This is a genomic window from Patiriisocius sp. 208BN25-11 (assembly GCF_058147145.1).
Genome location: NZ_JBYVJY010000012.1, coordinates 52,713 through 70,613 on the forward strand (window position 1 = coordinate 52,713; position 17,901 = coordinate 70,613).

General features: G+C 33.3%; 18 protein-coding genes and 1 tRNA gene. 14 read left to right on the forward strand and 5 right to left on the reverse strand.

Annotated features, from left to right (window positions below; genetic code table 11):
* Window positions 1–32: 32 nt before the first annotated feature.
* A complete protein-coding gene (locus ACY2RS_RS12895) occupies window positions 33–518 on the reverse strand; it encodes a TlpA family protein disulfide reductase (RefSeq protein WP_490099078.1) in 486 nt (161 codons plus the stop codon).
* 143 nt (window positions 519–661) lie between these two features.
* Between ACY2RS_RS12895 and ACY2RS_RS12900 the strand changes: the two genes are divergently transcribed.
* Complete coding sequence (locus tag ACY2RS_RS12900) at window positions 662–1,720, forward strand: Omp28-related outer membrane protein (protein ID WP_490099079.1); 1,059 nt, start codon at window positions 662–664, stop codon at window positions 1,718–1,720.
* Between the two features lie 81 nt (window positions 1,721–1,801).
* Window positions 1,802–2,869: an NAD(P)/FAD-dependent oxidoreductase gene (locus ACY2RS_RS12905; protein WP_490099080.1), complete on the forward strand. Its 1,068-nt coding sequence runs from the start codon at window positions 1,802–1,804 to the stop codon at window positions 2,867–2,869.
* 28 nt (window positions 2,870–2,897) lie between these two features.
* Here the strand turns inward: ACY2RS_RS12905 and ACY2RS_RS12910 are convergent, their stop codons facing one another.
* Window positions 2,898–3,269, reverse strand: a complete 372-nt coding sequence (locus tag ACY2RS_RS12910; protein WP_490099081.1) for a DUF983 domain-containing protein — start codon at window positions 3,267–3,269, stop codon at window positions 2,898–2,900.
* A gap of 91 nt (window positions 3,270–3,360) precedes the next feature.
* On the opposite strand from ACY2RS_RS12910, the gene ACY2RS_RS12915 reads away from it, so the two are divergent.
* The 4 genes from ACY2RS_RS12915 (at window position 3,361) to ACY2RS_RS12930 (ending at window position 6,155) form a co-directional block, all read left to right on the forward strand.
* Window positions 3,361–5,277: an ABC-F family ATP-binding cassette domain-containing protein gene (locus tag ACY2RS_RS12915; protein WP_490099082.1), complete on the forward strand. Its 1,917-nt coding sequence runs from the start codon at window positions 3,361–3,363 to the stop codon at window positions 5,275–5,277.
* Between the two features lie 9 nt (window positions 5,278–5,286).
* Window positions 5,287–5,466 carry a zinc ribbon domain-containing protein gene (locus ACY2RS_RS12920; RefSeq protein WP_490099083.1) on the forward strand — a complete coding sequence of 60 codons (180 nt, stop codon included), beginning with the start codon at window positions 5,287–5,289 and terminating at the stop codon, window positions 5,464–5,466.
* A 63-nt stretch (window positions 5,467–5,529) separates the two neighbouring features.
* A complete protein-coding gene (locus ACY2RS_RS12925; RefSeq protein ID WP_490099084.1) occupies window positions 5,530–5,889 on the forward strand; it encodes a SpoIIAA family protein in 360 nt (119 codons plus the stop codon).
* A 193-nt stretch (window positions 5,890–6,082) separates the two neighbouring features.
* Window positions 6,083–6,155: transfer RNA gene (locus ACY2RS_RS12930), tRNA-Met, on the forward strand.
* A 113-nt stretch (window positions 6,156–6,268) separates the two neighbouring features.
* Here ACY2RS_RS12930 and ACY2RS_RS12935 read toward each other — a convergent pair.
* Window positions 6,269–8,878: a hypothetical protein gene (locus tag ACY2RS_RS12935; protein ID WP_490099085.1), complete on the reverse strand. Its 2,610-nt coding sequence runs from the start codon at window positions 8,876–8,878 to the stop codon at window positions 6,269–6,271.
* A gap of 18 nt (window positions 8,879–8,896) precedes the next feature.
* Window positions 8,897–10,645: an NACHT domain-containing protein gene (locus ACY2RS_RS12940; protein ID WP_490099086.1), complete on the reverse strand. Its 1,749-nt coding sequence runs from the start codon at window positions 10,643–10,645 to the stop codon at window positions 8,897–8,899.
* 179 nt (window positions 10,646–10,824) lie between these two features.
* Between ACY2RS_RS12940 and ACY2RS_RS12945 the strand changes: the two genes are divergently transcribed.
* The 8 genes from ACY2RS_RS12945 to ACY2RS_RS12980 all read left to right on the forward strand — a co-directional run bounded on the left by ACY2RS_RS12945 (window position 10,825) and on the right by ACY2RS_RS12980 (window position 16,867).
* The gene (locus ACY2RS_RS12945) at window positions 10,825–11,025 is read left to right on the forward strand and encodes a hypothetical protein (RefSeq protein WP_490099087.1); all 201 of its coding nucleotides are present in this window, start codon (window positions 10,825–10,827) and stop codon (window positions 11,023–11,025) included.
* A gap of 267 nt (window positions 11,026–11,292) precedes the next feature.
* Window positions 11,293–12,696: a hypothetical protein gene (locus tag ACY2RS_RS12950; RefSeq protein ID WP_490099088.1), complete on the forward strand. Its 1,404-nt coding sequence runs from the start codon at window positions 11,293–11,295 to the stop codon at window positions 12,694–12,696.
* Window positions 12,697–12,698: 2 nt separating this feature from the next.
* Window positions 12,699–13,427: a hypothetical protein gene (locus tag ACY2RS_RS12955; RefSeq protein ID WP_490099089.1), complete on the forward strand. Its 729-nt coding sequence runs from the start codon at window positions 12,699–12,701 to the stop codon at window positions 13,425–13,427.
* A 58-nt stretch (window positions 13,428–13,485) separates the two neighbouring features.
* Window positions 13,486–13,776 carry a helix-turn-helix domain-containing protein gene (locus ACY2RS_RS12960; protein WP_490099090.1) on the forward strand — a complete coding sequence of 97 codons (291 nt, stop codon included), beginning with the start codon at window positions 13,486–13,488 and terminating at the stop codon, window positions 13,774–13,776.
* A 3-nt stretch (window positions 13,777–13,779) separates the two neighbouring features.
* Entirely contained in the window at window positions 13,780–14,076 is a 297-nt protein-coding gene (locus ACY2RS_RS12965) for a hypothetical protein (protein WP_490099091.1), read from the forward strand.
* Between the two features lie 113 nt (window positions 14,077–14,189).
* On the forward strand, window positions 14,190–14,642 hold the full coding sequence (locus ACY2RS_RS12970) for a hypothetical protein (RefSeq protein WP_490099092.1): 453 nt from the start codon (window positions 14,190–14,192) through the stop codon (window positions 14,640–14,642).
* 23 nt (window positions 14,643–14,665) lie between these two features.
* The gene (locus ACY2RS_RS12975; RefSeq protein ID WP_490099093.1) at window positions 14,666–15,514 is read left to right on the forward strand and encodes a relaxase/mobilization nuclease domain-containing protein; all 849 of its coding nucleotides are present in this window, start codon (window positions 14,666–14,668) and stop codon (window positions 15,512–15,514) included.
* Between the two features lie 111 nt (window positions 15,515–15,625).
* Complete coding sequence (locus ACY2RS_RS12980; protein ID WP_490099094.1) at window positions 15,626–16,867, forward strand: type IV secretory system conjugative DNA transfer family protein; 1,242 nt, start codon at window positions 15,626–15,628, stop codon at window positions 16,865–16,867.
* A 288-nt stretch (window positions 16,868–17,155) separates the two neighbouring features.
* Here the strand turns inward: ACY2RS_RS12980 and ACY2RS_RS12985 are convergent, their stop codons facing one another.
* The gene (locus ACY2RS_RS12985) at window positions 17,156–17,899 is read right to left on the reverse strand and encodes a hypothetical protein (protein ID WP_490099095.1); all 744 of its coding nucleotides are present in this window, start codon (window positions 17,897–17,899) and stop codon (window positions 17,156–17,158) included.
* Window positions 17,900–17,901: the final 2 nt, after the last annotated feature.

Below are 17,901 nucleotides of genomic sequence, written 5' to 3' on the forward strand. Positions count from 1 at the left end.
TTGGTTTAGTAAGCGTGTGTTTTTGTGCAGAATTATTTTGAAGAATATTCTTTTACTTTCTCATAAAGTTCGTTTTCTGCTCCAGGATTATATCCAGAATGTCTGTATACAATTTTATTGTTTTTAATAACAATAGTTAAGGGCACAGTTGAAGCTCCTAATGCTCTTTTAAGATCGTTGTTTGTGTCTAGTAAAATTTCATATTCCCATCCTTTACCATTGATAAGAGGTTTTACTCTTTTTACTGTTCTGCTATCATCTACAGATACTGCAATTAATTTTACACCAGTTTCATCAATCCATTCGTCATAAATGTCACTTATGGCGTCTAGTTCTTTTATACATGGAACACACCAAGTAGCCCAGAGCGAAACAATGGTCACACCGTCTTTATTTGCGGCTTCTTGAACAGAAGTTGTAGTTCCATCAAGTGTTATTAAGTCAATAGTTGGTAGCTCTTCTTGAGCAAATGTTGTTAGTGAAAAAGTTAGGGATAGAAGTAATGCAATTTTTTTCATTTTCTTGAGTTTTAATTTTTAAACAATAATAGTTAATATTTTACTAAATAGTAAGAGATATGAGTTAATTTGGAGAGTTTTTTTGTAAAGAATAAACAATAAAATCCATTATATTTGTAAGAACAATAAAAATGCCAAGAAATATGAAAAATAAAAATTTATTACTAATCTGCTCATTATTAGTTGTTTCGACGCTGATTATTTCGTGCAGCAAGTCAGAAGAAAATGTTCCACTCACCGAAGAGGTTGTTGAAATTACCGTTCAAAATTTTGTGCGACCTGCATCTTTGAGAAACCAAGAAATTCCATTTACAGTAATCACAGAAGACGGTACAGATGTTACTGCAGACGCTACTTTTTTTGTGAATGATACTGCTATCGATGGAAATGTGTTTACCTCAAGTGAAGAAGGCGAATTCGTAGCGTATGCAACCTACGAAGTTGATGGAACTCCGGTAACAACTGCACCAGAAACCTTTAAAGTAATTATACCAAAAAGAAAGGTAGTCCTAGAGGATTATACAGGAACATGGTGTGGATTTTGTCCTAGTGTTGCAGCAGCTATCGAAGAGGCTTCAGCCTTAAGTGATGATTTAGCTATCGTTGCCATTCACATTACTGCTAATTCTAACCCAGATCCTATGCATTTTGATGATGTAGAGATTCTTCGTGACGCTTTTGAAATCGATGGATTACCACAAGCGCGCATTGACAGATCCGAATTTTGGTTTTCTCCATATTTTGTAGAAGATGCTATAGAATCTGCTGGTGTAAATACAACGTCATCGATATCATTTAATTCAAAATTAGATGGCGACCAGTTGGTGACACAAGTAAATGTGATTTCTGAAACTGGAATTAACAGTGGTGATAAACTCGTTGTGTACTTATTAGAGGATGGAATTTTGTACGATCAAGAAAATTATTATGATTCAGATCCTACCAGCCCTTATTTTGGTCTTGGAAACCCTATTCCAGATTTTGAGCACAACCATACATTACGCATGGCTTTCTCTGCTGTACTTGGAGATGATATCCCTGGAGCAGGAGCACTTGAAGAATATTCTGTTACATACAACAACACAATTCCTGCTGACTACGTAAAAGAAAACTTAACTTTGATTGCAATGTATGTCTCTGAAGACAATTTAGCATACAATGCACAAGTTGGTCCAATTAATGCCGTAGTAGCTTACGAGTAGACCTTTTTAAACATAAGATTATTAAAAAACCGAAAAGTATATTTTCGGTTTTTTTATGTCCTATACTTGTATATTTGTGACTTGAAAAAAGTAGACTACATCATTGTTGGATTGGGTATTGGCGGATTGGCATTTGCAAAAACACTGCGAGATCAAGGTAGGTCTTTTGTGGTTTTCGATAAAGATATCCCAGGCGCTACATCGGCTTCTGGAGGTGTACTTAATCCAACCGTGTTAAAACGGTTTACAGCTGCTTGGAATAGTGAGGCCTTTATTGCAAAAGCACATCCATTTTATATCTCTCTAGAAAAGGACTTGCAAGAAAATGTTCTTTTTGATGCTTCCATGTACAGAATTTTGGCAAGTATAGAAGAGCAAAATAATTGGATGATTGCGAGTGACAAAGCAGTATTATCTCGATTTCTCTCTTCGGAAATTTTAGCAAACCACAACCTTGCTATTCAAGCTCCTTTTGGTCTTGGCGCTGTGCAAGAGGCTAAAACCATTCATCCAGCTTCTTTACTAAACGCTTTTAAAGAATTTTTAAAAGCAAAGCATCAATTCGAGCAGGAAGATTTTAGGCATGATGCTCTAGAAATATCAAAAGATGGTGTGCAGTACAAAGACATTGTTGCTTCCAAAATAGTATTTGCCGAAGGTGCTGGAGTAACAGATAACCCATACTTTACCTTACCAATCTCCCCAGAAGGGAAGAAGGTATTTGTTGGCAACAAAGGGGAGTATGTTATTATAAAAGCGCCAGCATTAAAAAGTAAAGCCATTTTAAAAGGCCCTGTCATGATGATTCCGTTAGGAGACGATTCGTACAAGGTAGGGGCAAGCTATGGGCGAGACGATTTTTCGAGCAACATAACACAACAAGCACGCGAGGAAATTTCAGAAAAAATAAAAAGAATGATTGCTTGCGATTTTGAAGTCGTAGATCAGGTTACAGGAATTCGCCCAACGGTAAAAGATAGGAAACCACTTATAGGGTGTTTGCAAGACGATACAACCATTTCTTTTTTAAACGGTTTGGGCACGCGAGGTCTCTCGATGGCACCTTTATTGGCAGAGCAGTTATTCGACTTCTTAGAAAATGATACGCCACTTCCAGAGGTTATTGATATTAAAAGGTTCGTGGGCTAATGCTTCTTGATTTTTAAAATTTCAGAAACTATACTTTAGACTTATCATATTTCATAAAGAAATTGATCCAAATGTTTCTAGAAATCCTCGTAATAATGGGTAGAAAGGCGATAAGGGTACCCACGATGGCAATAAATGCGGTGGTGAGGCTAGTTTCTAGCATGCCGTAAGAAATTGTAAATGCAGCAACGGCAAAGGCAATTCCAACTGCATAACTTACGTACATGGCACCGTAAAAAAAAGAAGGTTCTATTTTAAATTTTGTATCACAATGCGTGCAACGTTCATGCATCTCAAGCGTTTGAGATATGGCGTATGCATTTTTGTTTTTGTACATTTTTGCGCTGTGACAAACGGGACAAGTGCCAGTGAAAATACTATAGAGTTTTGTTCCTTTCATACATCGTTTTTAGTTTTTTTACCACTACAAAAATAAGCATCTTTGCAAACGCTACTAGGCTGTTTCTAGGGAGAAGTTATCAAAATAAATTATGCTTAATATACACAATCTATCTGTCTCATTTCAAGGAACCTATCTGTTTGAAAAAATAACGTTTCAACTTACAGGAGGTACTCGTGTAGGATTGGTAGGTAAAAATGGTGCAGGTAAATCTACCTTGCTAAAAATTATCTCTGGAGAACAAGAGTATGACGAAGGAGCTATAGCCATGGATAAAGAAGTATCTATTGGCTTTTTAAAACAGGACATAGATTTTACAAAAGGCCGTACTGTTTTAGAAGAATCGTATGAGGCGTTTACTGAAATTAAAAAACTCGAGGCTACCTTAGAAGACATCAACACCCAACTTGCCACTAGAACAGATTATGAGAGTGAAGGATACAACCAACTTATGATCGATTTAAATGATGTGCAGCATCAATACGAAATTTTAGGGGGCTATAATTACCAAGGAGAAACTGAAAGAATCTTGCAGGGATTAGGGTTTCAGCGTCAAGATTTCAATAAAGTGACCGAAACTTTTTCTGGAGGATGGCGCATGCGTATTGAGTTGGCAAAGCTACTGTTACAAAACAATGATATTTTACTCCTAGATGAGCCTACCAACCACTTAGATATAGAGTCTATTTTATGGTTAGAAGAGTTCCTGAAAAATTATGCTGGTGCAGTAGTGGTAGTAAGTCACGATAAAATGTTTTTGGATAATGTAACCAATAGAACTATTGAAATATCATTAGGGAAAATATACGACTATAATAAACCGTATACAAAGTACCTAGTGCAACGACAAGAGTTAAGAGAGCAGCAATTGGCTTCTCAAAAGAACCAACAAAAACAAATTGAGCAGACCGAAAAACTTATTGAAAAATTTAGAGCGAAGGCTAGCAAAGCCACCATGGCACAATCACTTATAAAAAAACTTGATAAGATAGATAGAATAGAAGTAGATGAAGATGATAACAGTGTAATGTCTTTGCGTTTTCCAGTAAGTATTACCCCAGGTAAAGTTGTTATTGAAGCCAAGAAGATATCTAAAAGCTATGGAGAGAATGAGGTGTTACGCGGTGTTGATTTATTTGTAGAGCGAGACACTAAAATAGCTTTTGTAGGTCAAAACGGACAAGGAAAATCTACACTAGCTAAGATTATTGTAGACGAGATTGAACATGGCGGAACTATGGATTTGGGGCATAATGTGCAGATAGGATATTTTGCTCAAAACCAAGCAGACTACCTGGATGGCACCAAAACAGTTGAAGATACCATGCTAGATGCAGCAGACGAGCGCACAAGGCCTTTGGTGCGAAATATTTTAGGATCGTTTTTGTTTAGAGGTGATGAGGTTGAGAAGTATGTGCGTGTTTTAAGTGGAGGAGAGCGCAACCGATTGGCTTTGGCTAAATTATTACTCCAACCATTTAATGTGTTGGTCATGGATGAGCCTACCAACCACCTTGATATAAAATCAAAGAATGTATTAAAAGATGCCTTAAAAAATTTTGAAGGGACTCTTTTGCTAGTGAGCCACGATAGAGATTTCTTGCAAGGCTTAACCGATAAAGTATACGAGTTTAAAGACCATAAAATTAAAGAGTATCTAGGCGATATTGAGTATTTCTTAGAGCAACGAAACCTGCAAAATTTACGAGAAGCAGAGAAACGTACTATGGTGGCAAATGCGGATACTAAAAAAGCAACGTCTGGAAAGCAATCATATGAAGACCAAAAAAAGCAAAAGTCCTTAACCAATAGATTGAGTAAGATAGAAAGCAATATCAATAAGTTAGAACGCGAGATTAAAGAGGTAGATGTGGAGTTGGCAATTAATTATGACGCTACCATTGCGCAACCTAACTTTTTTGAAAACTATCAAGCTAAAAAAGACAAAGTAGTAAAGCTCATGGAAGATTGGGAAATTGTAACCATGCAGCTTGAAGAACTAACATAATAGTAGTGTATGTTTGAACATCATTTTCAGTGTCCGTATTGTTGGGAAGAGATCTCTATGCTATTAGATCCTTCTATTAGTGCAAGTTATGTTGAAGACTGTGAGGTATGTTGTAATCCGATACAGATAAGCACCCAATTTAGTGCTATGGAATTGGAAGGTTTTACAGCAGCACCTATTGAGCAGTAAAAAACTATTGTAATCTTTTATTTTATAAGAGATTTCCTCTATTTTTGATATAATACTCCTCCTATGTTTTTAAATTTTAGTTTTTCAGAAGAGACCGTTGGTTACATCATAGATGGTGTCATGGATAAAGTGGCCATTGAAGAATTAAAAAACGAAATATTAAAGAAATTTAAAACACACGATACCATTAATTTATATCTAGAAGATTCTGGCATTGAGCGTTTTTCTTTGAATGCTATTGTAATAGCTACCTTATTTCCTGTAGAGCACCAACATAGATTTGAAAAAATTGCATTGGTAACCAATAGAAAATGGATTCATGCGCTTGGTGTTATAGATACTCTTGTAGCAGGCGTTACCATTAAAAACTTTACTTCTGAAGAAAGGTTAGATGCCATTTCATGGATATCTGAAATTAAATAATTCATTTTTCACTATAAATTATTGCAATACTAAAAAAGGGTTGTATATTTGCAATCCGAAATAAATCTGTCGGCATTATGAACCGAGAGTTAAAAGCTACGTAGATTTTTTTGGAACCCATATCGCGGGCTTAGCCCAGATAGTTAGCTCGTCGGGCTCAGAACCCGAAGATTACTTGAAGATAAACCCATATCGCGGGATAGAGCAGTAGGTAGCTCGTCGGGCTCATAACCCGAAGGTCACTGGTTCGAGTCCAGTTCCCGCTACTAGTAAAATCAAGGCTTCACAGAAATGTGAAGCTTTTTTTATTACAACGGGTACAGAATAGGTACAGAATGAAGTGGTTTTATTTGATGTGTTTTGAAGTCTAAATTAATAACTACACTATTTTTAGTCTAGTAGATTTATCGTCACCCAGACTTAAAAAATGCATTTGCCCGTTAAATTCACCTATAATTAACATTCGTTCGTCTTTAGTAATTATTGCAGATGTAACACTTCTTCCAATAAAAAGAGAAGAAATTTTCTTACCTGTAAAAATATTCCAGAGTATTATTTCACCTGAATATGATACTGAAATTAGATGTGGGACATTCTCCAAAATGAATAAATGAATAATTTCGTTAGAGTGTCCCTTGAAAACTTTTATACACTCTCTAAATTCAATATCGAATAATTCAATATCTCCATTTGATAATGATGTTATGCAATGTGTTTCTAAATTGTCTCTTTTAAAAGTTGAAGGGAAGTGAGGACTTGAATTATATTTTTTAGGTAAAAACTGTGTGTTATCATATTTTTTACTGTTGTTGTTTCCAATAATACGACCTTTAAGTGTATGTAAATTCCATAACATTATCAATCCGTCTTCTGAACTCGACAATGCATAATCACCACTATAGCTGATATTAATAGACGTTATAAGACCAGAATGTTTCTCAAGTTCCTTAATTAATTTGCCGTTTTTCAAATCCCAAAGACGGAGAGTTCCGTTTGTACTTCCTGTTACGAGGTTTTGTTCGTGATTATAAGTTTCAAAAGTTATCCCAAATCCACCAATTTTATCTTTTTCGTAATTATTTACAGGAAGTGTATGAATGCACTCTTCATTATTTAAATCCCAAATCTTTGCTGTTTTATCCCAGGATATTGTAATAGCAAATTTGCCTTTTTTAGTTAATTGCATTTTTGACACTTCCATTGTGTGCGCCTCAAATTTAGAAATACATTCTCCTGTTGTAATATCCCATATCTCAATAAATGAATTTGGGTCAAAAGATTCTCCCGATGTTATTACTATAAAAGGCTTACCACTCTCTTTATAAAATTGAAGATTAGTAATTGAAAAAATACTTTCTTTTAAAATTTTGTCTACAGACAATGTATCTAAATCAATTATTTTTATTGTCCTGTCTTTCGATACACTTATAATTTTATTATGTTTATATTGTATTACTCCAGTAACACTTGCATTATGGTTAAGAGATGTTTTTTGAGTGTTCTTTGTTATATCCCATAGGTTAATAAATTCATTCTGTGATGATACTAACTGCTCGTCATCAATTGATTTTATTTTGTTGACAAATCTCCACCCATCTAGTTCATTTAACACTTCTCCCTTGTACAAATCCCAAACGATTAATTTTTCATCGCCACCCCAAGTAAAAAAACGTTCATTTTTTAATGAGAATTCAATATTCATTTTGTTATAATTAGAATATCTTTTTACTTTTTTACTCTTATTTATATCCCAAATATCTACCGTTGCATTACTGTAGAATAGTATCAATCTTTTTCCATCTGTAGATGGCACAACGTCATTCAATAATACTTTTTCGCCTAATTTTTGAGTAATAGAGAATATTTCTTTTTTAGTTTTTAAGGAGATGATTTTTGTCTCCCCATCTAAACTCCAAAGAACACAATTGCTACTTGATTTCTGAATAATTATTTTATGCGTACCACAATCGCCATTAACTTTAAGAGACTTTACCTTTCTGTATTTTCCAAATCTAATGTCATAGATATTTAGAAATGCTTTGTAACTAGATATTTTATTGCTCCATTTGTAATAACCTGTAATTACTCTCGATGTCTTTTTTGTCCCTTTATAATTCTCATATGTTGCATAATAATCTATGCCGTTTTTTGGTTGTGATATTACTTGAAAAATTTCTAGAGTAGGTATTTTTAAAATAACTATTTCAAGCGATTCAGGACGTCTATTAGTAATGACGTATTTTTTGCAAGGGCTTATTTCAATTTGACTTTGAGAATCATAAGTATTTTTACTTTGCCACGAAATACTTTTAAAAACTTCTTCTTTTTTAATATTCCATAATGTTAATGTGATTGTTTCATAGTTATGGGAAAGCGATAAAAAGGAATTTGTATTAATTTCTTTGAGTTTCAGTATTACTCCCTCAGTTTCATCATTTTTAAATGTGCGAATATTTTCTTTAGATTCGATATCCCAAATTTTAATAACTCCTTTAGATGTTCCAGATATAATGTGTTTTTTGTTATTACTAACTTGGAGAGCAGTAATATCATCAATATGTCCTATGAATACCTTTTCAAGTCCACCCTGTTGAGTTGTTAGGCTTGGGATTAAAGGGCGTAACCAAACTCCTTTCGTTTTATCTTCTATAGTTTCGATAATATCATCTATATAAGGATTGTTTGCTTTTTCTAAAAACCCAATTAGTTGTGAATTAATTTGTTTAGGATGGTCTTTAAGGATATGAGAAGATTGCTCTAAAGAAGATAATATTGTTTCTAATGCTTCTTTTTTGTCTAAATTAGAAATAGTATGGTTTAATAATTTTTTGTAATCTTTTATAAGCTCTTGAATACCTACATAAATTATTTTTTCTTTAATAAAATCATAATCCAAGAGATAGTCTTGACTTTGTTCGTATTCACCTTCAAAAAGAGACAAGTCAATTATCTCTCTTAAAAATTCTATTTTTCTATTTAAACTTAACAAAGAACCTTTCTGTTTTTATTAAGCATTTTTACCTAATGCTTCATCTTTAATACTCTTGTAATATTTTAATTTGAGGGATTTGGCTTCTTTTGTAAAATCTTTTCCAACAGCTTTTATGAGTTTATCGCTTGCTAAAAAATCGAGAAAACTTTTATGATAAAAAGTATAGTTTTCATCATCGGTCTCATTTAAAAATTGAGACCAATTATTTAAAATTTGCTGAATTTCAACATTGGTTATAGTTTCTGTATCTAATTTGATGATATCTGTTAGAAAATCACTATTAATTGGTACTTTCATATCAGATAAAACATATATTGTTTTCCGTTTTACATCTTCACTAATTCCATCAGCCTTTGTCATCATCCTATCCCAGTGTTCTTTATAGTATCCCTCTAACCCTTGTGGTAATTCTTCAAGACTAACATCTTCATAATCACCTTCTAAAATTTCTCGAAAAATATACTTTAAGTACATAAAGTTTCCTTCACTTTTTTCTTCTAAAGTTTTAAGAAATTCCTTTTTTGATACTTTATGTGTTTTTAGATACTTCCCAAAGCGTTTGTCATTTGATGCTATCTTGATGTATTCGCGAACATCTTTCTTGTTATCTTCTCCTAAGTCTTCAATAAGATATTCATCATCTATTTCGGAAGGAAGTTTGATGCCTTTTTTGAACAACTTACGCATTGTGATAACAAAGAAAATATTCTTAGGTAGTGTACTAGGAAGATGTAGTATATTCTCTTTAGCAAAAAAAGTCAATTCTTCTTGCTTTAATTCGTCCAAACCATCAACAACAATAACGACTTTTTCGTCATTTTTGACCTTATTAGAAACCACTCGTAAAACAGTATGGAGAAAACCTCCATCATCACCATAATTCTCTGGAAACTGTTCAAATGGCAAATGGTATTTCTTAATTAATTGAGCACAAATATTTGATATAAAATCTTTAGTATATCTGTCTGTATTATTGTGTTGCGGATTGATTATATGAAAAGGATATCCAGTATTCTCAACTAATTTTATAGATAATGATGTCTTTCCGATTCCAGGATTTGCTCTAACATAGAAATATCCTTTGTTATTTCTTGATATAAATTCATCAATTTTTTTAAAGACAAATTCTCGCCCTACAAATACAGGCAGTATCTCGTTAACAATATCAAAATAGCTATTAACCCTGATTCTTGATTCTATAGTGTCTTTCGCGGAATTTGTTTCTGAAACTTCTTTTTCAGCTTTTTTATAGATGACTTTTTGTTTTGTGATTACTACTTCTTCAATAATTGAATCAAGAATAATCTTTTGATTATTATACGATAAGATTTTCCTTGTCAGTATACCTTTAAATAGTAATAGATTTTCACCATCAATTTCAGAAAATTCAAATGTATGATTTGAATTGACCTCTAATATTTTAATAATTTCTGTTTGATTTGCAGTTGTTAAATCTTCCCAATTGAACCTTGCTAATAGCTGATTAAGTGAGATTAGAATATCCCTTAACTCTTTATTCTTTTCAATTTCTTTTTTTAAAACAAAAACAAAAAGCAACTTAACAATATTCAGAGTAAGTCTGTCTTTATTAGGATTAAAAGCATTTTTAAGTGTTGACTTTGGAGGTTCTAAGTTACTTTTAAAAATTACCTTATATAAGGTACTCTTATCTTTATTATTTCCTCGCAAAAAAACCTTTAAGTATTCTATAAGTTGCTCATCATATCTTATATGTGCTGGCTCAGTTGTTTTTTGTTTATTCATTTACTGCTACTGACTAAAGTCCGACTTTAGTCTTTTTTATCTTGTTGATTTACTGTTGGTTATAAATTTATTTCAACGCTTCATTTCTTTTCGCTTTTCATCTCTCATAGTTTCGTAGTGTACAAAAATCGCAAGTGAATTCATTTAAGCACACATTAACATAAATAATACATAAAGATATGAATATTAGTATAGAAGATATCAGAAAAGCCATTTTAAGAGGCGATAAGGTTATAGGAGATGGGATTGAATTACCAACTCTTCAAACCACAGGGACATTTACTCAACGTAACTCATACGCAGTGTTAAAAGCTCGTGAGATATACGAGAAACATTTTCAAAACAAAAATTCATCAAATCATTCTAATGAAACTTATTAAAACAGCAAATGATACGGGCGTTATGCCCGTATCATTTCTAACCAAATTGCAAAACAAGTATCCTGTTCTCTTTGGTAATTTCTACAGGAGTACCCTTGATTTAGACATAAAACTTGAAATGCTTTCAAAATTTTTAGCATCAAAATCTGTGAGAAATATAATATTACTCAATGAGGCTTTTGTCAGCAATTATCACGTAGAAAAAATAAAACTAAGAAATAAACAATGGTTGTGCTATTACACTGCAATCAATAAAAACATACGGTTATGAATATACTCAATTTTAAAAAACAAAAAACAGAGAAACTAACGCTTATTAATCCATCAAAAGAGTTAGATACCACACGTAAACAATCAGAAACGTGGATTGGCGACAATGCTAAAAATATCGCTCAAACACTTACGAATGAAGTTGGTAACATTAATGAATTGTCACCTATTGCACATATTAATGCTTCATTTCAGGTAACATTAGATGATGTTGCTACTATCTACCTCAAAAACCTAAGTATTCATAAATCACATTTTGATGAACTCGATGATTTTGAAAACAAAGGTATTACAGGGATAAGCGATACCGAAGAAATCACAAGGCTAGAAGACGAATGTCAAACAGTAATTGATGAACTCAATACTAATCACGATGACGATATCCAAGACAAAAAAGACCGTCAAGACATTCTAAAAACTGAAATAAAAAACGGGAGAACGGAATTGTCTTCCCAAAAGAAGCATAACCTAAAAGCGAGTAAAATAGCAGCTTATATTATTATTCTTATCATTATGGGAGGCGAAATTTACGCCAACCAAGATAGTTTTTCGTTTGCTGGGTTTTCAGAACCTGCGCCGTTTTTTATGGGGCTTGCAATTGCTATGGTATCAGCAATGTCAGGTGTTGGAAAAGCAAATATTATTCGCAGTCAAAAATTCTCCAAACAGGCTAAGATTTTTTCAAGTATTGGAATTTTCCTTCTAATAGCCATTGTCTATTTTGTTGTTGGTTCAATTCGTTCTTCATTAATGCAATTAGAGGTTGCTGATGGTGGTTTGTTTGAACTAACAGGGTTTCATTTTATGATGTTCAACTTAGCGTTTTATATCGGAATTTTACTTTGTAAATTATTTGTTTATCCATCGCCTCAAAAGGTTTCTGACAATGAAAAACACGCTGTAATAAAAGCACAATTAGATAAGGATACTAAGGAGTATAAGCGTCTACAAAATGAAATAACCAACTCTTTTAAAACCAGAGAAACCAAAAAGAAATCAGTAACAAAACAGTACGCTCAACTGATTAAACCGTTTCAAACAAATATTACAAAAAAGAATGATGAGCTTAAAAATGCTGTTTTGGGCTTCAATGCAGAATTAGCACAAGCCAAAGCTTTTTATTCACAAGCAAATGCAGGGTATAAGGGGGCTGTGGCGCAATTAGTGAATTCGGTAAATATGTATCGTACTGGAGGAAATAATCAAATGGTTATCACAAACCTTAACAACCTTATAAATCCATTCGATGACATAGAACTTCTTGATAATCCAATTCCTGCTACCACACCAGATGTACAAAAAACATCAGAAAAACCAACTACGTGGGATATTCACATCCAAAATCAAGATGGAGATGATACCTCATATTCATTCAATATTAACCCAGAAAACAACGAATAATTATGAAAACTTTTTTTAAAACAATAGCCTTTTTATGTGTGTGTGCAATCGTCATCGGTTGCACCTCAGATGAACCAATTACAACGAGTGAAATCTATCTATTAGTAGATGTAACCGCTTCGGCAGAAAACAGTACTCAATTAGATTTTAATGCTCAAAAAGTGGCTGAATTAAGTGGCTTAAATGATAATCCAAAATCATTACAATTCACGTACTCACATTCCATATTAAGTGAGGTGTCTATGAATCAAGAATTTTCCAAAACCTTAGCGCCAGCAAATCCTGCGACTTTTAATAAATACCGTAGAAAAAATGCCATTAAAAAGTATCTGCAATCTATCGATGAGGGTATTGCGCAATTGAACAATGTAGAATTTGATAGACCTACCTCAAATTTGTTTATTAATATCAATACGACCATTAATAAGATTGCTGGAAATAAGGCGGATAATCAAATCGTAATTATTCAGTCGGATTTACTAGATAATAGTGCCCTATTTTCAGCCTATAACGCCAAGCAAATGCGACAGCTTAAAAAATCTGATGATTTTTTAATAGGCATACTTGAAAAGCACACCCCCATCACACAATCACTTGAAAAAATGGATATCATTATCGTGTATCAACCAGTAGCGAAAACTGACGAAAGTTTTAGGCTTATTTCATCAGTTTTCAAAAGCTACCTCATTTCAAAGGGAGTAAAATCTGTAAAAATCGTAGCCAACCTATAATTAACCACGCAAGCAGTTCTCTCAGAGCTTGGGAGAACTGCTTTTAAAACATTTCAATATGAATTTAGAAGATAAAAAACTTGAGTTAATGCTGGTAAATAAGCTTGATTTAAAAGAAGAGATAAAATCCTCGATTATCGAATTGATGTCAGAACTACAACTAAAAGACAAGATTTGGATAACTGGACAGGAAACAATGAAGTTACTATCTGTAAAAAGCCCTACCACACTTCAGTCGATGCGTAATAATGGACTTATTGAGTTCACTCAGCCTATGAAAAAATTGATTTTATATAAGCGTGAATCAGTGCTTGAATATTTAGAAAAACACTCGCAAAAACCGTTTTAAGTTATGTTCAAAAATAAAAATACAGAAGATGTACGCTTTCAAAAGCAGTACTGCAAAGGGTTTAATGTTGGAGTATCATTAGCAAAGCTCATATCTACTGACAAGCAAGACCTTACCAAAGAAATTCTATTTACTATGATTTTAGAACAAAGTAAGGATGTTTCGTATCACGCAACCCTAGCAGGGTTTTCGTATGAAATTGAGAATATGCGTAGCAAAGAACGACACGAAAACCGAATGAAAGAAATCCAAAAAATTAACGAGCAAACCCAGTCTCGTGATGACACATTAGAGCGGTAATTTTTTTATTAGGGAAATCAGAGTGTTCTGTGGTATAAACAAACACCTCGTTTTCAGAACCTTTTAAACCAATGTAATCATTGGTGATTTTACTTATTTATTAATCCGACGATATGACAGCAGAAGAACGTAAACAATACGCAAAACAGTATCGAGAAACCAAAGTCCATCGGGTCATAATTTTCTCTAAAGAACAATATCAATTGCTATTACAAAAAGCTGAGAAAAATGAGAAACCATTTTCGACAATGGTACGAGAATTAGCATTGGCTCAAGCCAGTAATGAATTAGTGTTACCGACTGACAACCAGACAAGCGAGGTGAAAATATTACTCGTTAGATACGGTACGAATTTGAACCAACTAGCCCATCTATGTAATGCAGACCATACCAAAATTTCGCCAGAAATTATTGAAAAAGTCAGAACCAATTTTGCAGAAATGCAACAAGCGATTGTAAAGATTTACGATATGCCTATTCCTGTAAAAGAAGTGGTGCGTAATACGTTACTTAAAAACCCTGCCTACGCAGATGATATTCAAGAAATTTTAACCCTGTTTAAATGATAATTAAGAGCCTCAGACACACAATGCGAGATGCGACGTATTCGGTTGATTATACGATTAATGGAATGTCGAATATTCCAGAACATCAATGGTTCGTGTTCCAGAATATTACTACTGGTACTGATAGAAAAAGTATTATTTCTGAATTCAACACAACTGCCAAGTATTTAACCAAAACAGCTAAACGAAAAAAAGTGTTTCGCTATCACGAAATTCTTAGCTTTTCTCGCGAAAATTCACGGGATTTATCGCGTAAATCATTACAAAGTATTTGTGGCCAATACCTTAAACTACGAGACCCACAAGGTCTGAGTAAAGCTATTTGTGTGCCTCATATTGAAGATGGTAAACATTATCATATTCATATACTCTTAACCTCAAACTTCTTAGAAAGTTCTCGTAGTAGTGATATGCGAATGGATAATGAAAGGTACTATCATATTCGTAGAGAAATGGAGCGTTGGACATTAAGAGAATTGCCAGAACTGCACCAAAGTACCGTGTATTTGCCAGAACACGAAATTGAGCAATTATTACCTGAGAAATATCGTCGTAAAAGGCGTTTACAACAGTTGGCAAAGCCTATCAAAAATAGAAATCAAACCAAAGAGTGGTTAGCACAATTGGTTGGTAAGATTTTACAGAAAAGTGCTACGGTTGAAGAATTTGAAATACGTCTTAATCAGCAATCAGAATTCAAGGTATTCAAACGAAATGGTATGCTATCAAGTATTATCTATAACAACCAAAATTACAGGCTAAAAAGTCTCGGGATTCCGCTGTATCAAGAAACGTTTACTGTCCTTAAGCGGATGAATGAGATACGCCAACTTGACTGTCAAAATGAACGTTCTCAAGATTTAGAACGCTAACCAACATCAAACCAATCTATTCATTAATAACACCCTATTAATATGACTTTTTCCTCTTATGCACACACGCAAAAATCCGCGAAATTTTTATCGGGCATTGAACGATTTTCTTTGTTAAATCGCCATAAGAAAGGATTAGTAATTGATGGGAGAAATCGTATCTCAGAAAAAGATTCTCTACAAGGCACAATAGTGCTTGGCGCTACTGGATATGGGAAGTCTACAGCTTTTGTGGTGCCTAATTTAATGGTAATTCGTAATGCTTCGATGTTTGTTATAGACCCATCGCAGGAACTTTATAGTTTAACTCATAAATCACTGTCCAAGTACTTTACGGTGAAATGTATAAACCTTATTGACACTTCGTTAAGTTCACATTTCAATCCATTGAGTACCGCTACTACTAATGAAGATATGAAAATGATAAGCGACGGTATTCTTTCAAGTGCATTTCCACAAGAATCTGCGAGTAGTCGGTTTTGGAATGAAGCGGCTAAAAGTTTGATATATGTCTTATTGGTAAGTGTGCTTCATCGCCCCGAACACAAAAACCTCTTGTATGTATATACTATGATTAATAGGCTTAATGAGAGTGACAAAGAAGCATTGACGGCAGAGTTATCAAACCATTTAGATGCTGAAACGTGGCAGGAGTACAAAGCAATTATAAGCCAACCTCAAAAGCTGTTAGGTAATATTGTGAGTACCGCTCGCACGGCATTATCGCCAATCGCTACCAATACGCTTAAAACGGTTGCATTGGAGAGTGATATTGATTTCGCTGAATTTAGAAAAACGCCCCATATTCTCTATGTGTGCGTAAGTGAAGATAGAATAAAGGAGTACTCCTTGTACTTGTCATTACTCTTCAGAGGCGTATTTGAAGAACTAATAAAAATGCCCAAAAAATCTGATTTAGTGCAATATCTACTGCTTGATGAGGCAGGGAATATTTTTATTCCCAAACTAGCAAATTATATCACGGTATTACGGAAACGTAAAGTTTCGGTTTCGTTGATTTTGCAATCAATGAGACAGTTGAAATCCTTATATAAGGATGATAGTGATACGATTATCTCTAACACTAAGAATCACCTGTATTTTCCAGGTCTTAGCTTAGAAACCTGTCAAATGATTTCTCAAAAAGTTGGGTGCACCATAGAGGGCGGAGACAGTACCTATTTCCCAACGAATACACATAAAGGCATAAGGAAACCGTTGCTTTCAATTGAAGCCGTAAGAACCCTTAAAAACGGACGGGGATTGTTTTTAAGTGGAAATAAACCAATTGCACTTTTGCGAATGACACCGTGGTATAAGAATTTTTGGATGAAACGTACACTCAAAAAATAGTTAGCTTATGTTTCATTCACTTATACTTTGGTTCGTGGTTATTAATCTGTTTCTATTCTTGTGGAACAGAACGTACTATCTATCGTTATGGAAGAAAGAACTGAGCTTATTTAACCGATATTTAAAATATTGTTTTAAGAAACTGTTATCTTTTGGCCTGTATCTTCTCAAAAAATTAGGTTGGTTCTTGCCACGCTTCCTCTATTGGCTTGGATGGTTGATACTTGAATTCTTAAAATTTATGTACAATGCTATTAAAGCACTTTTCAGTAACTTAAAATCATAGCCTTAATTGTCTTTACTTTTTTTATGTTCTCCTATATGAGATAATATTAAATAAGACATAAGTAATAGAACTAATACCCCATAGGATATTAATTCTTTTGTACTTGTTGTACTTTCTAAAATCACTTTTTCTATAACCTTTATTATTACATAAGACATTATTGAAGATAAAAAAAGAGTCTTGGTTAATTTTAATGAATCTTTTGCTAAAGAGACATCTTTCGGACTAGGTTTAGAACCTTCAAAGTAATTTCCATAATTGAAGTGGTAATAGAAATAGAATCCTATAAGTAGTAATAATGGTATTAGGTAAATAAATATGTGCTCAATTTTACTCAGAAGCTTCAGTTCTTTCTGTTTACTAATTTCTTTAGAACTTTTGATTTTTTCTTTATACTTTGATGCAAGACTCTTTAATTCTAATTTCTGTTCGTCATTTAAACTTATTTCATTTTCAATAAATTCTATAGTTTCTTGAGAGTAGTATGTTTTATTTTGAAAATCCGATTTAAAATTAATTGCAACTTTATAAATAGTAACAGTGATTAAAGCAATAAACAAGATGGTAATTAGGAAATGAATAAACCAATAAGAATAAAATTTTAAATTTTCTGAAAAAATTACAAAGCCTGAGTTTTCACCTTCAACTCTTTCAATTTTATTTTTTAGCTTTTTATTTAATTTTTCTAATATAATATTTCTTGATTTCAAATCAGTATTCTCTTTTTTAAAGCTATCTATATCCATAA

Bases quoted from the DNA above. Each gene is read 5' to 3' on its own strand.
- ACY2RS_RS12895 (WP_490099078.1), bottom strand. From the start codon at position 518: ATGAAAAAAATTGCATTACTTCTATCCCTAACTTTTTCACTAACAACA.
- ACY2RS_RS12900 (WP_490099079.1), top strand. From the start codon at position 662: ATGAAAAATAAAAATTTATTACTAATCTGCTCATTATTAGTTGTTTCG.
- ACY2RS_RS12910 (WP_490099081.1), bottom strand. From the start codon at position 3,269: ATGAAAGGAACAAAACTCTATAGTATTTTCACTGGCACTTGTCCCGTT.
- ACY2RS_RS12915 (WP_490099082.1), top strand. From the start codon at position 3,361: ATGCTTAATATACACAATCTATCTGTCTCATTTCAAGGAACCTATCTG.
- ACY2RS_RS12920 (WP_490099083.1), top strand. From the start codon at position 5,287: ATGTTTGAACATCATTTTCAGTGTCCGTATTGTTGGGAAGAGATCTCT.
- ACY2RS_RS12925 (WP_490099084.1), top strand. From the start codon at position 5,530: ATGTTTTTAAATTTTAGTTTTTCAGAAGAGACCGTTGGTTACATCATA.
- ACY2RS_RS12940 (WP_490099086.1), bottom strand. From the start codon at position 10,645: ATGAATAAACAAAAAACAACTGAGCCAGCACATATAAGATATGATGAG.
- ACY2RS_RS12945 (WP_490099087.1), top strand. From the start codon at position 10,825: ATGAATATTAGTATAGAAGATATCAGAAAAGCCATTTTAAGAGGCGAT.
- ACY2RS_RS12950 (WP_490099088.1), top strand. From the start codon at position 11,293: ATGAATATACTCAATTTTAAAAAACAAAAAACAGAGAAACTAACGCTT.
- ACY2RS_RS12955 (WP_490099089.1), top strand. From the start codon at position 12,699: ATGAAAACTTTTTTTAAAACAATAGCCTTTTTATGTGTGTGTGCAATC.
- ACY2RS_RS12960 (WP_490099090.1), top strand. From the start codon at position 13,486: ATGAATTTAGAAGATAAAAAACTTGAGTTAATGCTGGTAAATAAGCTT.
- ACY2RS_RS12965 (WP_490099091.1), top strand. From the start codon at position 13,780: ATGTTCAAAAATAAAAATACAGAAGATGTACGCTTTCAAAAGCAGTAC.
- ACY2RS_RS12970 (WP_490099092.1), top strand. From the start codon at position 14,190: ATGACAGCAGAAGAACGTAAACAATACGCAAAACAGTATCGAGAAACC.
- ACY2RS_RS12975 (WP_490099093.1), top strand. From the start codon at position 14,666: ATGCGAGATGCGACGTATTCGGTTGATTATACGATTAATGGAATGTCG.
- ACY2RS_RS12985 (WP_490099095.1), bottom strand. From the start codon at position 17,899: ATGGATATAGATAGCTTTAAAAAAGAGAATACTGATTTGAAATCAAGA.